The sequence below is a fragment of the Microbacterium sp. Z10_103 genome, assembly GCF_058310455.1.
On record NZ_JBZEGK010000001.1, the window covers coordinates 37,322 to 52,230 of the forward strand.

General features: G+C 69.8%; 19 protein-coding genes. 12 read left to right on the top strand and 7 right to left on the bottom strand.

Annotated features, from left to right (window positions below; all coding sequences use genetic code 11):
• Positions 1 to 5: 5 nt before the first annotated feature.
• The 4 genes from AC4FS2_RS00165 to AC4FS2_RS00180 are packed head-to-tail and all read left to right on the top strand — an operon-like array spanning position 6 to position 3,728.
• Positions 6 to 848: a MetQ/NlpA family ABC transporter substrate-binding protein gene (locus tag AC4FS2_RS00165; RefSeq protein WP_491154571.1), complete on the top strand. Its 843-nt coding sequence runs from the start codon at positions 6 to 8 to the stop codon at positions 846 to 848.
• Positions 836 to 1,876: a methionine ABC transporter ATP-binding protein gene (locus AC4FS2_RS00170; protein ID WP_491154569.1), complete on the top strand. Its 1,041-nt coding sequence runs from the start codon at positions 836 to 838 to the stop codon at positions 1,874 to 1,876. Before AC4FS2_RS00165 ends, AC4FS2_RS00170 begins: the two co-directional genes overlap by 13 nt.
• Positions 1,873 to 2,541: a methionine ABC transporter permease gene (locus AC4FS2_RS00175; protein ID WP_491154567.1), complete on the top strand. Its 669-nt coding sequence runs from the start codon at positions 1,873 to 1,875 to the stop codon at positions 2,539 to 2,541. Before AC4FS2_RS00170 ends, AC4FS2_RS00175 begins: the two co-directional genes overlap by 4 nt.
• 2 nt (positions 2,542 to 2,543) lie before the next feature.
• Positions 2,544 to 3,728 (top strand): aminotransferase class I/II-fold pyridoxal phosphate-dependent enzyme, encoded by a 1,185-nt coding sequence (locus AC4FS2_RS00180; RefSeq protein ID WP_491154565.1) that lies wholly within the window; start codon positions 2,544 to 2,546, stop codon positions 3,726 to 3,728.
• A 12-nt stretch (positions 3,729 to 3,740) separates the two neighbouring features.
• On the opposite strand, the gene AC4FS2_RS00185 is transcribed toward AC4FS2_RS00180, so the two are convergent.
• Together AC4FS2_RS00185 and AC4FS2_RS00190 are read right to left on the bottom strand one after the other, a co-directional pair.
• Positions 3,741 to 4,466 (bottom strand): DUF72 domain-containing protein, encoded by a 726-nt coding sequence (locus tag AC4FS2_RS00185; protein WP_491154563.1) that lies wholly within the window; start codon positions 4,464 to 4,466, stop codon positions 3,741 to 3,743.
• Between the two features lie 100 nt (positions 4,467 to 4,566).
• The gene (locus AC4FS2_RS00190; protein ID WP_491154561.1) at positions 4,567 to 5,061 is read right to left on the bottom strand and encodes a MarR family winged helix-turn-helix transcriptional regulator; all 495 of its coding nucleotides are present in this window, start codon (positions 5,059 to 5,061) and stop codon (positions 4,567 to 4,569) included.
• Between the two features lie 165 nt (positions 5,062 to 5,226).
• Between AC4FS2_RS00190 and AC4FS2_RS00195 the strand changes: the two genes are divergently transcribed.
• Both AC4FS2_RS00195 and AC4FS2_RS00200 read left to right on the top strand, forming a co-directional pair.
• A complete protein-coding gene (locus AC4FS2_RS00195; protein ID WP_491154560.1) occupies positions 5,227 to 5,772 on the top strand; it encodes a MarR family winged helix-turn-helix transcriptional regulator in 546 nt (181 codons plus the stop codon).
• An 87-nt stretch (positions 5,773 to 5,859) separates the two neighbouring features.
• Positions 5,860 to 6,111, top strand: a complete 252-nt coding sequence (locus AC4FS2_RS00200) for a hypothetical protein (protein ID WP_491154558.1) — start codon at positions 5,860 to 5,862, stop codon at positions 6,109 to 6,111.
• A 1-nt stretch (position 6,112) separates the two neighbouring features.
• Here the strand turns inward: AC4FS2_RS00200 and AC4FS2_RS00205 are convergent, their stop codons facing one another.
• Positions 6,113 to 6,427 carry a DUF7882 family protein gene (locus AC4FS2_RS00205; RefSeq protein WP_491154556.1) on the bottom strand — a complete coding sequence of 105 codons (315 nt, stop codon included), beginning with the start codon at positions 6,425 to 6,427 and terminating at the stop codon, positions 6,113 to 6,115.
• A gap of 117 nt (positions 6,428 to 6,544) precedes the next feature.
• Here AC4FS2_RS00205 and AC4FS2_RS00210 point away from each other — a divergent pair, with 117 nt between their 5' ends.
• Positions 6,545 to 6,862, top strand: a complete 318-nt coding sequence (locus AC4FS2_RS00210; protein ID WP_491154554.1) for a DUF7882 family protein — start codon at positions 6,545 to 6,547, stop codon at positions 6,860 to 6,862.
• Positions 6,863 to 6,868: 6 nt separating this feature from the next.
• Here the strand turns inward: AC4FS2_RS00210 and AC4FS2_RS00215 are convergent, their stop codons facing one another.
• Positions 6,869 to 7,198: a DUF7882 family protein gene (locus AC4FS2_RS00215; RefSeq protein WP_491154552.1), complete on the bottom strand. Its 330-nt coding sequence runs from the start codon at positions 7,196 to 7,198 to the stop codon at positions 6,869 to 6,871.
• A gap of 119 nt (positions 7,199 to 7,317) precedes the next feature.
• Between AC4FS2_RS00215 and AC4FS2_RS00220 the strand changes: the two genes are divergently transcribed.
• A complete protein-coding gene (locus tag AC4FS2_RS00220; protein ID WP_491154550.1) occupies positions 7,318 to 7,461 on the top strand; it encodes a hypothetical protein in 144 nt (47 codons plus the stop codon).
• 18 nt (positions 7,462 to 7,479) lie between these two features.
• Here AC4FS2_RS00220 and AC4FS2_RS00225 read toward each other — a convergent pair whose 3' ends face one another.
• From AC4FS2_RS00225 to AC4FS2_RS00235, 3 genes are read right to left on the bottom strand one after another with little or no spacing between them, the layout of a single operon-like run.
• Entirely contained in the window at positions 7,480 to 8,880 is a 1,401-nt protein-coding gene (locus tag AC4FS2_RS00225) for an aspartate aminotransferase family protein (RefSeq protein ID WP_491154548.1), read from the bottom strand.
• 42 nt (positions 8,881 to 8,922) lie between these two features.
• Entirely contained in the window at positions 8,923 to 9,120 is a 198-nt protein-coding gene (locus AC4FS2_RS00230) for a hypothetical protein (protein WP_491154547.1), read from the bottom strand.
• 48 nt (positions 9,121 to 9,168) lie between these two features.
• Complete coding sequence (locus AC4FS2_RS00235) at positions 9,169 to 10,368, bottom strand: ROK family transcriptional regulator (RefSeq protein ID WP_491175943.1); 1,200 nt, start codon at positions 10,366 to 10,368, stop codon at positions 9,169 to 9,171.
• A 118-nt stretch (positions 10,369 to 10,486) separates the two neighbouring features.
• On the opposite strand from AC4FS2_RS00235, the gene xylA reads away from it, so the two are divergent.
• The 4 genes from xylA to AC4FS2_RS00255 are packed head-to-tail and all read left to right on the top strand — an operon-like array spanning position 10,487 to position 14,899.
• Positions 10,487 to 11,677, top strand: a complete 1,191-nt coding sequence (gene xylA, locus AC4FS2_RS00240; protein WP_491154544.1) for a xylose isomerase — start codon at positions 10,487 to 10,489, stop codon at positions 11,675 to 11,677.
• On the top strand, positions 11,677 to 13,074 hold the full coding sequence (xylB, locus tag AC4FS2_RS00245; RefSeq protein ID WP_491175945.1) for a xylulokinase: 1,398 nt from the start codon (positions 11,677 to 11,679) through the stop codon (positions 13,072 to 13,074). The genes xylA and xylB overlap by 1 nt, the downstream gene beginning before the upstream one ends.
• 41 nt (positions 13,075 to 13,115) lie before the next feature.
• Positions 13,116 to 13,811: a ThuA domain-containing protein gene (locus AC4FS2_RS00250; RefSeq protein WP_491175947.1), complete on the top strand. Its 696-nt coding sequence runs from the start codon at positions 13,116 to 13,118 to the stop codon at positions 13,809 to 13,811.
• Positions 13,790 to 14,899, top strand: coding sequence for a Gfo/Idh/MocA family protein (locus tag AC4FS2_RS00255; protein WP_491175949.1), 1,110 nt, complete (start codon positions 13,790 to 13,792; stop codon positions 14,897 to 14,899). The genes AC4FS2_RS00250 and AC4FS2_RS00255 overlap by 22 nt, the downstream gene beginning before the upstream one ends.
• The last annotated feature ends 10 nt before the right edge of the window (positions 14,900 to 14,909 follow it).

Below are 14,909 nucleotides of genomic sequence, written 5' to 3' on the forward strand. Positions count from 1 at the left end.
CTCCCATGCGCATTCCCCGCACCCTGTTGGCCGGAACTGCGGCTCTCGCTCTTGCGCTGACCGGATGCGCGGGCGCATCGGCGCCGGCCTCCGATGGTTCCGAGGCCGCCGACAAGACCACGATCAAGGTCGGGTTCAACCCCGGGCCGTACCTGGAGATGTTCCAGGACGGCATCGTGCCGATCCTCGAGGAGGACGGCTACGACGTCGAGACGGTCGACTTCACCGACGGCATCGTCGTGAACGTGGCGGTCGACTCCGGCGAGATCGACGCCAACATCATGCAGCACCCGGTGTTCCTGGAGTTCGTCAACGCCCAGGAGGGCATCGACAACGCCGCCCTGGTACAGATCCCCACCCCGCGGATGGGCCTGTTCGGCGGCAAGCAGACGTCGCTCGAGGACGTCCCCGACGGCGCGACCGTCACCGTGCCCAATGCGCCCTCGAACCTGTACCGCGGGCTGCTGATCCTCCGCGATGTGGGATGGATCGACTTCGAGGACGTCGAGGACCCGAACACCGCCGACCTGTCGATCATCACCGACAACCCGCACAACCTGAACATCACTCCGATCGAGAACGCCCAGCAGGTCCCCGCCCTGCAGGATGTGGACTACGCGGCCATCCAGGGCAACTTCATCATCTCCGGTGGTCTCGACTACGACGACGCCCTCGCCGTGGAAGACCAGCCGCTCGAGTTCTCCAACGTCGTGGCCGTGCGAGGAGCAGATGTGGACTCCGAGTGGGCCCAGGCGCTCAAGGCCGCCTACGAGTCCCCGGAGTTCATCGAGTACATCACCTCGTCTTCGCAGTACGACGGTTACAACCTCCCCGCATGGTTCGAATGAGCTCTGCGGGCTCGGGGACGATCGTCTTCGACGACGTCTCCAAGACGTTCCCGCGAAGGGCCGCCGACACGGCGGCCCTTCGCGGCGTCTCCCTCGAGGTGACCGAGGGAACCATCTTCGGCGTCATCGGTTACAGCGGCGCCGGCAAGTCCACCCTCATCCGCATGGTGAACGGGCTGGAGCGGCCCACCTCCGGCCGCGTCGCCGTGGACGGGGTGGACATGGGGGCGCTGCGCGGCCGCGACCTCCGGGACGCCCAGAAACACACGGGCATGATCTTCCAGCAGTTCAACCTGCTGGAAACCGTCCGGGTCCGTGACAACGTCGCCCTGCCGCTCCGCCTGGACGGGGCAGGCAAGGCCGACGCCCGCGCCCGCGCCGAGGAGGTGCTCGACTTCGTCGGCCTGAGCGGAAAGGCCGACAGCTTCGCAGGGGAACTCTCCGGCGGGCAGAAGCAGCGGGTCGGCATCGCTCGCGCGCTCGTGCGCAATCCGCGCATCCTGCTCTCGGATGAGGCCACCAGCGCGCTGGATCCGACCACCACGGTGCAGATCATCGACCTGCTGCGCGACATCAACCGGGAGTACGGCACCACCATCCTCGTCGTGACGCACGAGATGGACGTCATCAAGGATCTCGCGCACGAAGTCGCGGTGATGGCGGATGGCCGCGTCGTGGAGCAGGGGAGCGTGTTGGACACATTCCTCCGCCCGCGCGAAGAGATCACGCGGGACTTCGTCTCCACCGTCGTGCCGCAGGGGCTGCCCCGCCGGGTCGTGGACCACCTCGGGAACGCCGGACTGTGGCGCCTGCTGCTGCTGGACGAGGAGGTCACCCAGCCACTCGTGTCGGACCTCATTCGCAACCTGGACGTGTCGGTGAACATGCTGCATGCCGACATGACCGAGATCCAAGACCACACGGTCGGGCAGATGATCGTGCAGGTCACCGGCGCACCGGACCGCGTACGGGCGGCACGGGCCTACCTGGCCGAGCGCGTCGTCGACCTGAAGGACGTGATCGCGTGACCGGCGACCGCTGGACCCTCATCACTCCCGACATCTATCTGAAGGCGCTCGGCGAGACGCTGCAGATGCTCGGGGTGGCCCTCGCGCTGGGCTCGATCCTCGGAATCACCATCGGCACCGTGCTGGCGATCACCCGACCCGGCGGTGTGCTGCCCCACCGGCCGCTGAACCTCCTGCTGGGGATCGTGGTCAACATCGTCCGCTCGTTGCCGTTCATCATCCTGCTGGTCGCCATCCTCCCGTTCACCCGCTTCATCGTCGGCACGAGCATCGGGGTGTGGGCGGCCATCGTCCCGCTGACGGTGATGATCGCCCCCTACATCGGGCGGCTCGTGGAGAACTCGCTGCTGGAGGTTCCGAGCGGGGTGATCGAGGCCGCCCGGGCGATGGGTGCGTCACCGCTGCAGATCTTCTGGCGTTTCCTTCTCCCCGAAGCGCGCGGCTCGCTCATCCTCGCGGTGACCATCGCGACGGTCGGGCTGATCGATGCCACCGCGATGGCGGGCACGGTCGGCGCGGGCGGCATCGGTGATCTGGCGCTTTCGTACGGATACCAGCGTTATGACGGCTTCGCGATGGTGATCACCGTCATCACGCTGATCGTCCTGGTCCAGGGCATCCAGATGGTCGGCTCCTCGATCGCCCGGCGATTCCGGCGGAGGTGAGCGTGGTCTCCTTCCAGCCCGCGGCGCGGGTGAGGGCGCTTGCGCCGAACTTCTGGGGCGGCATGGACCGCGAGATCGCCCGGCTTTCCGCCCAGCCGGGGCCGGTGATGATCGACGTGTCCAAGGGCAACCCGGATGTCCCCACGCCCGAGCACATCGTCGCGGCGATGCAGCGGGAAGTGGCCGATCCGGTCAACCACCGTTATCCGTCGTACGCCGGCCGGCCGTCGCTGCGTCACGCGATCGCCCGCCGGTACCGGGAGGATCACGGTGTGGAGGTCGACCCCGACGCCGAGGTGGCGGTCTCCCACGGCTCGCACGAGGCGCTCCTGGCCGCCGTCATGGCGCTCGCCGATCCCGGGACGAACGTCGTCCTGCCCGACCCGGGTTACCCCCTCTACACGTCGGCGACCAGCCTGGCCGGTGCGCGGCTCGTGCCGCTCCCTCTCCCCGCGCCGGCCTACCAGCCCGACTTCGCCGCCTTGGCGGACCTCAGCGACGCGTCGCTGCTGCTGCTGAACTATCCGAACAATCCCACGGGCGCGCTGGCGGTTCCGCAGACCTTCGAGGGAGCCGTCGCCTTCGCCCACCGGACGGGCGCGGCCTTCGTGCACGATTTCGCGTACTCCTCCCTCGGGTTCGACGGTCACCAGCCGTTGTCGGCGCTGGCCATCGATCGTGCACACGAGGTGACGCTCGAGGTGCAGACCCTGTCGAAGAGCTACAGCATGGCCGGATGGCGCGTGGGGTACGCGGCGGGCAACGCGTCGATCATCGCGGCCATATCGCGCTACCAGGCGCACGCGTTCAGCACCCTCTTCGGCGCCGCACAGGAGGCTGCCGCCGCGGCGCTGGTCGGGGACCAATCGGCGGTCGCCGACCTGGTGGCGATGTACGAGCGTCGCCGGAACGTCGTCGTGGCGGGCCTGCGCCGCATCGGGTGGGAAGTCACCGCGCCTGACGGGAGCTTCTTCGTCTGGGTCCGCGTGCCCGGCGGCGGGGATGCGGTGGCCTTCGCCGGCCGCCTCCGCGAGGAGCAGCGGGTCGCCGTCGCCCCCGGAGACGGGTTCGGGCCGGGCGGACGCGGCTACATCCGCATCGGCCTCGTGCGAGACGAAGAAACGCTCGCCGAACTGATCGAGCGGCTTCATTCCTTCACCGCGCCCGACGGGACGACCATCCCGTGACAGCGACCCGTGTCACGCCAGCGCGTCGCGCAGCGCCCGGGCGTCGCGGACGGCGTTGCCGCCCAGATCGTTGTTGAAGTAGGCGTACACGTCGAGGCCCTGCGCCAGCCACTCGCGGATGCGGTCGGTCCACCACGCGATCGCGTCCGGGCTGTACGACCCGTTGTAGAGCGTGTCGTCGGGGCCGTGAAGGCGCAGGTAGACGAAGGATGCGGTGGCCCGCAGGACGCACGGCAGACCGGCACCGCTCATCACGCAGTACGCGGCCCCATGCCGTTCGAGCAGCTGGAAGACCTCTTCATCCACCCAGGACGGATGCCGGAGCTCGACCACCGGCCGGGAGTCCGCGGGGAGCCCCTCGAGGAAGGCTGCGAGGCGCGCGTCATCGCGCTCAGCCTTCGGGGGGAGCTGGGCCAGGAACGGACCGCGCCGATCGCCCACCGCCGCCAGGCCGACCGCGATCCTCTCCTGCCATTCCGGTGTCAGCGTGAGGCTGCGCGCGTGCGTGACCCCGCGGGGAGCCTTGACGGCCAACTGGAACCCCGCCGGAAGCCGGTCACGCCAGGCGGCCAGGCGCTCGGGGCGCGGCCAGCGGTAGAAGCTGGTGTTGAGCTCGACGGTGTCGAACTCTTGGACGTACCGGGCGAGCTGGTCGCGGGTGCCGGGCTCGTAGAGAACCCCCCGCCAGTGCGGGTAGCTCCACCCCGACGTCCCGATCCACGCGCGCGGTGTGTGCATGCAGGTCCTCCCGCATCGACCATTCCCGATCGACGCCGCGGATGCAGCGGGTTGACCCGGGGGCGTTTCCCGCGCTACCGCGTTCCGCTACTGCGTCACGCTACTGCGAGGGCTGCGCATCCGATCCGACGGTCGCGTTCACCGCGTCGAGGTAATGCTCCTCCGCGCGATGCAGGTCGTCGAGGAACTCCACGACCGTGCGCCGCTCCTGAGCGGCCAGCCGTGCGGCGGCGACGGACACGGCCACACGGCGGACGGCGAGCAGCCGGCGTGCGGGGGATCCGGCCGGGACGGTGGCCCGGACGATGATGCTTCGCCGATCCTGCGGGTGAGGTTCCCGCTCGACCCACTCGGCCTGAACGAGGCGATCGATCAGCGCCGTGGTCGCGGCGGAAGAGATGCCGAGCATCGCGGACAGGCTGCGCGGGGTCGCCTCCTCGCCGCTGGCCTCCAGCTCGATGAGGTGGCGGAGCACGCGAGCGTCGTTCGGGCCGATACCCAGTGCGGAAAGGGTCGCGCGATCGACGGACTTCTCCACGCTGGACAGGTCGTCCAGAGCTTTTACGACGTCATCCGCCGACGCGGTATGCCTCACAACACCTCCTCGGGGCACCACCTAGCAGAACGAGATACTTAAGAGCTAAGCAAGTAGCTTGATGATGCAAAACATCGTACTCGCTGGTCCGCGGCCTGCGCACCGCTGTCAGCAAAGTCGCCCGGACTGGACGGGCCCCACCGGCGCTGGCATAGGATGCCGCACGTGGAAGAAACGCCGGCCGAGCCGTCGCGCTATTGGTACGGCGCGACCGATGAGGACCGCAAGCGCCGAGCGGTCGAGGTGCTGCAAGCCTTCCGCGTGTACCGCGCAGCCGAGCTCGCCATGCGGCGTCGCACCCGCGAATCCATGTCGATGGGGGAGAACGAGCTGCTGGTTCTCCGCTACCTCTTGCGGGCGTCGGGGGAGGGTCGCTCGGTGTCGCCGAGCGAGCTCACGCGTTACCTGGGCGTGTCCACCGCCTCCACGACCGCCATCATCGACCGCCTCGAGAAGTCGGGGCACGTGACGCGCGTTCCACACCCCTCCGATCGCCGCAGCATCCTGGTCGTGGCCACGCAGAAGTCCGACGCCGAGGTGCGTGCGACTCTGGGGAAGATGCACGAGCGGATGATGTCGGCCGTGGTGGACATGACGCCGGAGGAGAGCGCCATCGTGGTGGCCACCCTTGCCCGTCTGCAGGATGCCGTCGACCAGGTCGACGCGCACGAGGATGACTCGCAGCATCCCGATGCAGAAGTCGCGAGCTGACGAGCACGCTGCACCGCCCGCCAGGCCGATAGTCCCGCGGGCAGCGGAGTATTCGCGTTTGCCTGACCGGCGTGGAACGATGTGGACATGGACGATAAGGGGAGGGACGGCAGTGCGGCCGGGAGCCCCGCGGACGGAGCCGTACTGGAGATCGAAGGGGTCGAAGTGACCTCGTTCAGCGCGGTCGTGAAACGCCTGTGCGTGGCCTATCCGGCTGTCCCCTCCACCCGCGTCGAGACGATCCTGCTCCGCGAGTGGGAGGCCTTCACGGCGGGTCGACCGCTCGTGGTCCCCACGGCCGTCGAGGAGGGCGTGCGCGAGATCCTCGATCAGCTCTGAATCAGGACGGGCGCCCCTCGGGCGGTTCGGCGATGAGCATCAGCCCGCCCGAAGAATTGGCCGAACCGGCCAGCGCCTCGATCCATGTCCGGCTGAGCATGGCCGGCTCCGGGTCGTCGAACACGAAGCGCATCGGAATGGACGGATGCAGCCACACGGTGCTGCGACCGGGTTCCTCGTCGTCCGAATGCGCCCACGAGAGGGTGAAACTCTCCCCCCGCCGCAGTTTCGTCGCGATGACCACTTTCAGGTGAGCCAGTGCCCGGTCCTCGATCTCGATCGGGGTGGCGGAGTCGCCGTAGAAGATCGTTCCCACGCCCCTACGGTACGTGTCGCCCCTGATGTCCTCGAAGGGCTTGCGCTCCGACCCGGCCGCCCGTATCCGGGCCCCATCCTTACGGGTGTGTTCGCTGCGGAGCGCTAGGCTCGGCGCATGGGCAGATTCATCTACGACACGATGCCGAACTCGGTCGACATCGACGATCGCACGCTGGCGCATCTTCGCATCGTCGTGATGAACAAGCTCCGACGCTCCGAGTCGTTCATGTTCGACGTCGAGGTCGGCGACGGCAGCGGTCGGCGGAGCTATTGGATGCACCCCGCCGTGCCGATCCAGTTCCACTTCTTCGGAAGCCGCACCCCTCGCATCAACCGCGCATGGGTGGAAGAGCTCATGCTCGTCGCGAGCGGCCCGAACGGTCTCACGATCGTGCCCGAGCCCTCCGAGGACTCGTTCGTCGAAGAGGGCTGACGCCCCTCAGGACTGTCCGCTGTGCTGGGCGGGAACGTCGAAATGCTCCGCCACGAGCATGATGCCACCTGACGAGTTCGCCGAGTCCGCCAGCTCCTCGATCCACTGACGACTCAACGTCGCCGGCTCCGGGTCGTCGAAGACGAATCGGAGCGGAATCGAGGGGTGGAGCCACAGCGTGCTGCGGCCGTGCGGTTGGTCTTCGGGATGGCGCCACGACACCGTGAAGCTCTCGCCACGACGCAGCTTCGTGGCGATGACGACCTTCAGGTGTGCGAGGGCGCGATCCTCGATGTGGACCGGCGTGCCCGACCCGCCGTAATAGATGGTGCCCATGGTGCCCACCCTAGCCCGCGCGCCGCATCGGGCGGATACGCCTCGCGGCGCGGGCCTGTCAAGGGGATGCGCGGGATGAGCGCCCTTGCGACGCTGGATGTGTCGGAAGGACGAGGACCGTGACCTCACGCCAGATTCCGGGGGCCCCCGGAGACGAAGAACCCGTCGAGGGCACCGCCACGGCCGACGACGCCTTCGCGGGTCTGACAGCGATCGACGTGGTCGAAGGGGAGCTCATTCCCCGCGGCCGCCGCCTCGGCTGAGCCGCACGTCGCCGGGCCTCAGAGCCGTGTCCAGGCCTCTGACAGCACACCCCGGAGGATCTGCTCGATCTCATCGAACTCGGCCGGACCGGTCGTGAGGGGCGGGGCCAGCTGGATGACCGGGTCGCCGCGGTCATCCGCCCGGCAGTACAGCCCCGCATCCAGCAGAGCGCCGGAGAGGAACCCGCGCAGGAGCCGCTCGGACTCGTCGGAGGTGAAGGTCTCACGCGTCTGCTTGTCCTTGACCAGCTCGATCCCGAAGAAGTACCCGTCCCCGCGCACATCGCCCACGATCGGCAGGTCGTTCAGCTTCTCCAGGGTCGCGCGGAAGAGGGGCGAGAACTCACGGACGCGTCCGTTGAGGTCTTCCTCCTCGAAGATGTCGAGGTTCTCCAGCGCGACGGCGGCCGAGACCGGGTGGCCGGCGAATGTGTAGCCGTGCGGAAAGCTCACCGTTCCGGTCGCGAACGGCTCGTGGATGCGGTCGCTGATGATCGTGGCTCCGATGGGCGAGTAGCCGCTCGTCATCGCCTTGGCGCACGTGATCATGTCGGGGACGTACCCGTACGCGTCGCACGCGAACCACTCGCCGATCCGCCCGAACGCGCAGATCACCTCGTCGCTGACGAGGAGTACGTCATGCCGGTCGCAGATCTCGCGTACCCGGGCGAAGTAACCGGGCGGAGGCGGGAAGCATCCGCCGGAATTCTGCACGGGTTCCAGGAACACCGCCGCGACCGTCTCGGGCCCCTCGAAGAGGATCATCTCCTCGATGCGGTCGGCCGCCCAGACGCCGAACTCCTCGAGCGATCCCGGGAAGCCCATGTCGCGGGCGCGGTAGTAGTTCGTGTTCGGCACCCGGAACCCGCCCGGGGTCACCGGCTCGAACATCTCCTTCATCGCCGGGAGGCCGGTGATGGCCAGCGCACCGTGGGGCGTGCCGTGGTAGGCGACGGCGCGCGAGATGACCTTGTGCTTGGTGGGGCGCCCGCGCAGCTTCCAGTACTGCTTGGCCAGCTTGAACGCCGTCTCCACGGCCTCGCCGCCGCCGGTGGAGAAGAAGACGCGATTGAGGTCGCCCGGGGCATAGTGCGCGAGACGCTCGGCGAGTTCGATCGCCGCGGGATGCGCGTACGACCAGATCGGGAAGAACGCCAGCTCCTCGGCCTGCCGGGCGGCGGCCTCGGCCAAACGGCGCCGCCCATGCCCGGCGTTCACGACGAACAGCCCCGACAGTCCGTCGATGAAGCGCCGGCCGGACACATCCCAGATGTGGTGGCCCTCGCCGCGGGCGATGATCGGGACGCCCGGGCCTTCGGTCATCACCGATTGCCGGGCGAAATGCATCCAGAGGTGGTCTCGGGCGGCTGCCTGGAGGTCGTGCTCCGTGCGCGGCTGGTTTCCGGTCGTCGTGGACATGCCTCCCCCTTCGGCGTTGTCGGCGACGTTACCGCGCCGCGGCTACGCGGCGATACGGTTCGGGCCGTCCGGGAGCGGGAGGGTGGGTTCCGCGGGCGAGGGAGCCAGGGGCTCGTCGGGGTAGGGGGCCAGGGGCTCGTCAGGGTACGGGGCGAGCGGCTCGGCCGGACCGTCGGGGGCGGGGATGCCTGGCGAGGCCGGAACGTCGGGCGGCAAGGAGGGAAGGCTCGGATCGCTCATTCCTCCAGCCTGGCGCGGGGCATGCCGCGGGCGAAGGGCTTGCCGGGCTCAGCCGCGGGGTGTAGCGGCGGCGACGCGCCACGCTGCGGCCGCGGGATCTTCCAGGAGCGGTTCGAACGCCGCCTCGGCCGCTCCGATGAGAAGGCGATCGGCCGCGAGGGAGGCGACGCGGATGTCGAGGCCCTCGGCGTTGGCGGGCATGGCCAGTGCCGCAGCCGCCCGGGTGAGGGCGGGGAAGTCCAGCTCGGCGATCGTTGCCAGGAACCCGCCCAGCACGATCACCGACGGGTTGAGGACATTGACGGCATTGGCGAGCGCAGTGGCGAGGATGCGGCGCTGGCGCGAGACCTCGTCCGCGACGGCCGGCACCGTGGATGCGGCGAGCACAGCGCCGAGCGTGGGCTCATCCGCGGCGGCCAGCCCCACCGCATCCAGGAGGCGGGCGCGACTCACCTCGTCCTCCAGCACGCCCGCAGGCGCCCGGCGGTCGGCGTCGGAGACGATGCCGGGGCGATTCTGCCCGAATTCGCCCGCGTATCCGCCTGCGCCGGACACGGCGATCCCCTGCACGATCAGACCGCCGCCGATGCCGCTGGCACCACCGTTGAGGTAGACGACGTCGGCGATCCCGTACGCCGCCCCGAACCGGTGCTCGGCGAGAACCCCCAGACTCGCGTCGTTGCCCACCACCGCGGGGAGACCGGTCGCCTCGGAGACCATGGAGCGCAGCGGCGCATCCGTCCACCCCAGGTGGGGGGCGGTGCGCACGACGCCGTCCGCCTCACGGACGAGCCCCGGTACGGCGACCCCCACCGCACTCACCGTGGCGCCTGCCAGCGGACCGGACAGCCATCGCTCGATGTGCGCGCGCACCAGGCTCGCGGTCTCCTCGGGGGAGAGGGGGTGGTCCATCTCCACGCGCTCGCGCACCGGGATGGAGCGATCCAGCCGCACGGCGGCGATCTCCAGCGCGTCCACTTCCGGGTTCACCGCGACCGCGACGACATCGGGATGCGTCTCGACGACGGGGGACGGGCGTCCGACGCGGCGTTCGGGTGAGGGAGCGCCCTCGCGGACGAGGCCGAGTTCGACCAGTTCGCCCACGAGGTCGGCGATGGTCGAGCGGTTGAGGCCCAGTTCCGCGGTGAGGGTGGCCCGCGAAGCGGGGCCGCTCACGTGCACGCGCCGCAGAAGGCGACCGAGATTGCCGGCACGAACCTGCTCGATCCCGGTCCGCGGCGTGGTCATCGCACCAGAGTAGTTTGTTGCCGCGCCGGTAAAAGGGGGCGCGCGAGGTGTGTTGACGGGTCGAGGATGCGGCGATAGGTTGTGTACGGCAACATTTTTCGACGACGAAAGCGACCCCATGGCCAGCCCCACCCCCGCGGACAAGTTCTCCTTCGGTCTCTGGACCGTCGGCTACAACGGCACCGATCCCTTCGGCGGCCCCACGCGCCCTCCCCTCGACGTCGTCCACGCCGTGGAGAAGCTCGCTGAGCTGGGCGCCTACGGATTGACCTTCCACGATGACGACCTCTTCGCTTTCGGCTCCACGGATGCGGAGCGTCAGACCGAGATCGATCGCCTCAAGGGTGCGCTGTCCGACACCGGACTGATCGTGCCGATGGTCACCACGAACCTCTTCAGTGCGCCGGTGTTCAAGGACGGCGGCTTCACCGCCAACGACCGGCAGGTGCGCCGGTTCGCCCTCCGCAAGGTGTTCCGCCAGCTCGATCTGGCTGCCGAGCTGGGTGCGAAGACGTTCGTCATGTGGGGGGGACGCGAGGGCGCTGAGTACGACTCGTCCAAGGACATCCGTCAGGCCCTCGAGCGCTACCGCGAAGCGGTCAACCTCCTCGGCGACTACGTCACCGACAAGGGCTACGACATCCGCTTCGCCATCGAGCCGAAGCCGAACGAGCCGCGCGGCGACATCCTGCTGCCGACGCTGGGCCACGCGATCGCCTTCATCGACTCGCTCGAGCGCCCCGAGCTGGTGGGCGTGAACCCCGAGGTCGGTCACGAGCAGATGGCAGGCCTGAACTTCGCCGCCGGCATCGCCCAGGCGCTGTACCACGGCAAGCTCTTCCACATCGACCTGAACGGGCAGCGCGGCATCAAGTACGACCAGGACCTGGTGTTCGGCCACGGCGATCTGCACAACGCGTTCGCGCTCGTGGACCTCCTCGAAAACGGCGGTCCCGGCGGCGTGCCCGCGTACGACGGACCCCGTCACTTCGACTACAAGCCCTCCCGCACCGAGGACGAGAAGGGCGTGTGGGAGTCGGCCTCGGCCAACATGCGCACCTACCTCCTCCTCAAGGAGCGTGCCGCCGCGTTCCGTGCCGATCCCGAGGTGCAGGAGGCGCTCGCCGCCGCCAAGGTCGACGAGCTGTCGACGCCGACCCTCAACGAGGGCGAGAGCTACGACGACTTCCTCGCCGACCGCTCCGCCTATGAGGACTTCGACGCGTCGGTGTACTTCGGTGGCAAGGGCGGCGGGTTCGTGCGCCTGCAGCAGCTCGCGACCGAGCACCTCCTCGGCGCTCGGGGCTGATGCCCCTCGTCGCGGGCGTCGACTCCTCGACGCAGTCGTGCAAGGTCGTCATCCTCGATGCCGACACGGGGGTGCTCGTCCGTGAAGGGCGGGCAGCACACCCCGACGGCACCGAAGTCGATCCGGAAGCGTGGTGGACCGCCCTCCAGACTGCGATCGCGGACGCGGGCGGATTCGACGACGTCGCGGCGGTGTCGATCGCGGGGCAGCAGCACGGGATGGTGGCGCTCGACGCGGCGGGGCGCGTCATCCGGCCCGCTCTGCTGTGGAATGACACGCGCTCCGCGCAGGCCGCCGCCGACCTCGTGGCCGAGGTGGGTCCGGACGCCTATGCGGCGCGCACGGGCATCGTGCCCGTGGCATCCTTCACGGCGACGAAGCTCCGGTGGCTGCGGGATGCGGAGCCGGACAACGCGGCGCGTGTGGCCGCGGTCGCGTTGCCCCATGACTGGCTCACGTGGCGCCTGCGCGGGTTCGGGCCGGAGAATCCCCGGCTCGACGCCCTGACGACCGACCGCTCCGACGCCTCGGGCACGGCGTATTGGGGCGCTGACGGGTACGACCGTGAGCTGCTCGCCATCGCCCTCGGACACGATGCCGTCCTGCCGACGGTGCTCGAGCCCGGCGAGAACGCCGGAACGACGCCGGGCGGGGTGCTCGTCGGCCCCGGTGCCGGTGACAACGCCGGAGCGGCGCTCGGGCTGGATGCGGCGCCCGGCGACGTCGGCGTCTCGATCGGCACCTCCGGCACGGTCTTCGCCGTCACCGATCGCGCGGTGGCCGATCCGACCGGCACGGTCGCCGGCTTCGCGGACGCCGCCGGCGGATACCTGCCCCTGGTTGCGACGCTGAACGCCGCGCGCGTGCTCGACGTCACCGCTCGCCTGCTCGGTGTGTCGCACGAGGAGCTCGCCGCCCTCGCCCTGCAGGCCGAACCCGGCGCCGGCGGCGTCGTGCTCGTCCCGTGGTTCGAGGGGGAACGAACCCCGAACCTGCCGAATGCGCGCGCATCGATGTCGGGTCTGTCGCTCGGCAACACCACACGCGAGAACCTGGCCCGTGCCGCTGTCGAGGGGATGCTGGCCGGCCTCGCGACCGGGCTGGACGCGATTCGCGGGCTCGGCGTCACCGCCGAGCGTGTGCTCCTCGTGGGGGGCGCGGCCCGCAGCGAAGCGGTCGCCCGTATCGCTGCGCAGGTCTTCGATGTTCCCGTCGCCGTACCGGCTCCCGGGGAGTATGTCGCCCTGGGAGCGGCGCGTCAGGCGGCGTGGACGTTGACGGGCACCCGGCCCTCGTGGCCGGTCGTCCTCGAGCGCGACGCCGCATCCGATCCTCGTCCCGAAGTCCGCGCGGCCTACGATGCCGTCGCCGCGGCACGCGCGGCCGACGCGCGCTGAAGGCGGCCGCACCGGGGACGGCCCCGCGGAGGAGGAATGACATGAGAAACGCCCTGGTCGTCCGAGGTGGATGGGACGGGCATCATCCCCGCGAGGCCACCGAACTCTTCCTCCCCTTCCTCGAGAAGTCGGGCTTCCAGGTGCGCGTGGAGGAGGGCAACGAGGTTTACGCCGATGCCGATGCGATGGCCGAGACCGATCTCGTCGTGCAGTGCGTGACGATGTCATCCATCTCCGATGAGGCCGTCCGGGGGCTCCGCGCCGCGGTCGAGAACGGGACAGGCCTCGCCGGCTGGCACGGCGGAATCGCCGACTCCTACCGGGCCGCCACCGACTACCTCCACCTGATCGGCGGTCAGTTCGCCACCCATCCGGGGCGACGGCCGGACGAACGGCCGGGGGACGAGCGCGACAATTTCCTGCCGCACCGGGTGGAGATCACCCCGGCGGGTCGCGCGCACGAGATCACCGCAGGACTCGACGATTTCGCGCTCGACACCGAGCAGTACTGGGTGCTGCACGATGATCTGATCGACGTGCTCGCGACCACGACGCATCCGGTGCGCCCCTATCACCCGTGGCATCGTCCCGTCGTGAGTCCCGCGGTCTGGACGCGCGAGTGGGGCGCCGGCCGGATCTTCGTCGCCACACCCGGCCACAGCCTCGATGTGCTCCGCGACCCGAACGTGCGCACCATCATCGAACGGGGGATGCTGTGGGCAGCCCGCACCGCGTAGGCATCGTCGGGCTCGGCGTGATCTCGCGGCAGTACCTCGAGACCCTCACCGGAAGCGGCGCCGTGCGGATCGCCGCCGTGGCCGACCTGGACCCCGCCCGCGCGCAGGACGTCGCCGCGGCCGTCGCCGGCGCCGAGGCCCTCTCGGTCGGGGACCTCATGGCCGACGAGTCGGTGCAGACCGTGCTCAACCTGACGATCCCCGCCGCGCACGCCGACATCGCCCTCCAGGCGATCGCTGCCGGCAAGGACGTGTACGGCGAGAAGCCTCTTGCGGTGGATGTCGCGCAGGCCCGCACCATGGTGGATGCCGCCGCACGCGCGGGACGCCGGCTCGGCAGCGCCCCCGACACGGTTCTCGGCACCGGGATTCAGACGGCCCGGGAGGCCGTGGACTCCGGGACGATCGGCCGCCCCGTGGCGGCCTCGGCCACCTGGGTGGCGCCCGGGCACGAGCACTGGCATCCAGCGCCCGACTTCTACTACGCGCCCGGCGGTGGCCCGCTCCTGGACATGGGTCCGTACTACCTCACGAGCCTGGTGCACCTGCTCGGGCCGGTGAGCACGGTCACGGGCGCCGCGAGCCGCACGCGCGCCGAGCGGACGATCCGCACCGGTTCCCGTGCCGGTGAGACCATCCCCGTTGCGGTGGACACACACGTGACGGGCATCCTCCAGCACGCCGGCGGAGCGGTCTCCACCGTCGTGATGAGCTTCGACGGCGGCGGCACCGCCGCCCCGCCGATCGAGGTGCACGGCGAGCAGGGATCGATCCAGGTTCCCGACCCCAATCTGTTCGACGGCGTGGTCCGGCTGCGTCGCGTCGGCGACGCGGACTGGAGCGACCTGGCACCGTCCGCCGGGTACGCCGAGGCCGGGCGAGGGGTCGGCCTCATCGACTTCGTCACGACCGAGACCCCCCGGGCCCACGGCGCCATGGCGATGCACGTCCTCGAGGTGATGGAGGGCCTTCTCCGCTCGGCGGCATCCGGCGAACGGATCGCCATCGCCTCCACCGTCCGTCGGCCGGCTCTCGTTCCGCTCACCCCGCGGGACCGATGGCGGGGCGTGTCGGCGGTTCCCGCCTAGGAGCGGCGCC

Excerpts from the sequence above, each read along its gene's own strand:
- AC4FS2_RS00230 (WP_491154547.1), bottom strand. The coding sequence starts at position 9,120 with ATGAGCGATCCGAGCCTTCCCTCCTTGCCGCCCGACGTTCCGGCCTCG.
- xylB (WP_491175945.1), top strand. The coding sequence starts at position 11,677 with ATGCCCCTCGTCGCGGGCGTCGACTCCTCGACGCAGTCGTGCAAGGTC.
- AC4FS2_RS00210 (WP_491154554.1), top strand. The coding sequence starts at position 6,545 with ATGGGCAGATTCATCTACGACACGATGCCGAACTCGGTCGACATCGAC.
- AC4FS2_RS00250 (WP_491175947.1), top strand. The coding sequence starts at position 13,116 with ATGAGAAACGCCCTGGTCGTCCGAGGTGGATGGGACGGGCATCATCCC.
- AC4FS2_RS00215 (WP_491154552.1), bottom strand. The coding sequence starts at position 7,198 with ATGGGCACCATCTATTACGGCGGGTCGGGCACGCCGGTCCACATCGAG.
- AC4FS2_RS00235 (WP_491175943.1), bottom strand. The coding sequence starts at position 10,368 with ATGACCACGCCGCGGACCGGGATCGAGCAGGTTCGTGCCGGCAATCTC.
- AC4FS2_RS00200 (WP_491154558.1), top strand. The coding sequence starts at position 5,860 with ATGGACGATAAGGGGAGGGACGGCAGTGCGGCCGGGAGCCCCGCGGAC.
- AC4FS2_RS00225 (WP_491154548.1), bottom strand. The coding sequence starts at position 8,880 with ATGTCCACGACGACCGGAAACCAGCCGCGCACGGAGCACGACCTCCAG.
- xylA (WP_491154544.1), top strand. The coding sequence starts at position 10,487 with ATGGCCAGCCCCACCCCCGCGGACAAGTTCTCCTTCGGTCTCTGGACC.
- AC4FS2_RS00185 (WP_491154563.1), bottom strand. The coding sequence starts at position 4,466 with ATGCACACACCGCGCGCGTGGATCGGGACGTCGGGGTGGAGCTACCCG.
- AC4FS2_RS00170 (WP_491154569.1), top strand. The coding sequence starts at position 836 with ATGGTTCGAATGAGCTCTGCGGGCTCGGGGACGATCGTCTTCGACGAC.
- AC4FS2_RS00165 (WP_491154571.1), top strand. The coding sequence starts at position 6 with ATGCGCATTCCCCGCACCCTGTTGGCCGGAACTGCGGCTCTCGCTCTT.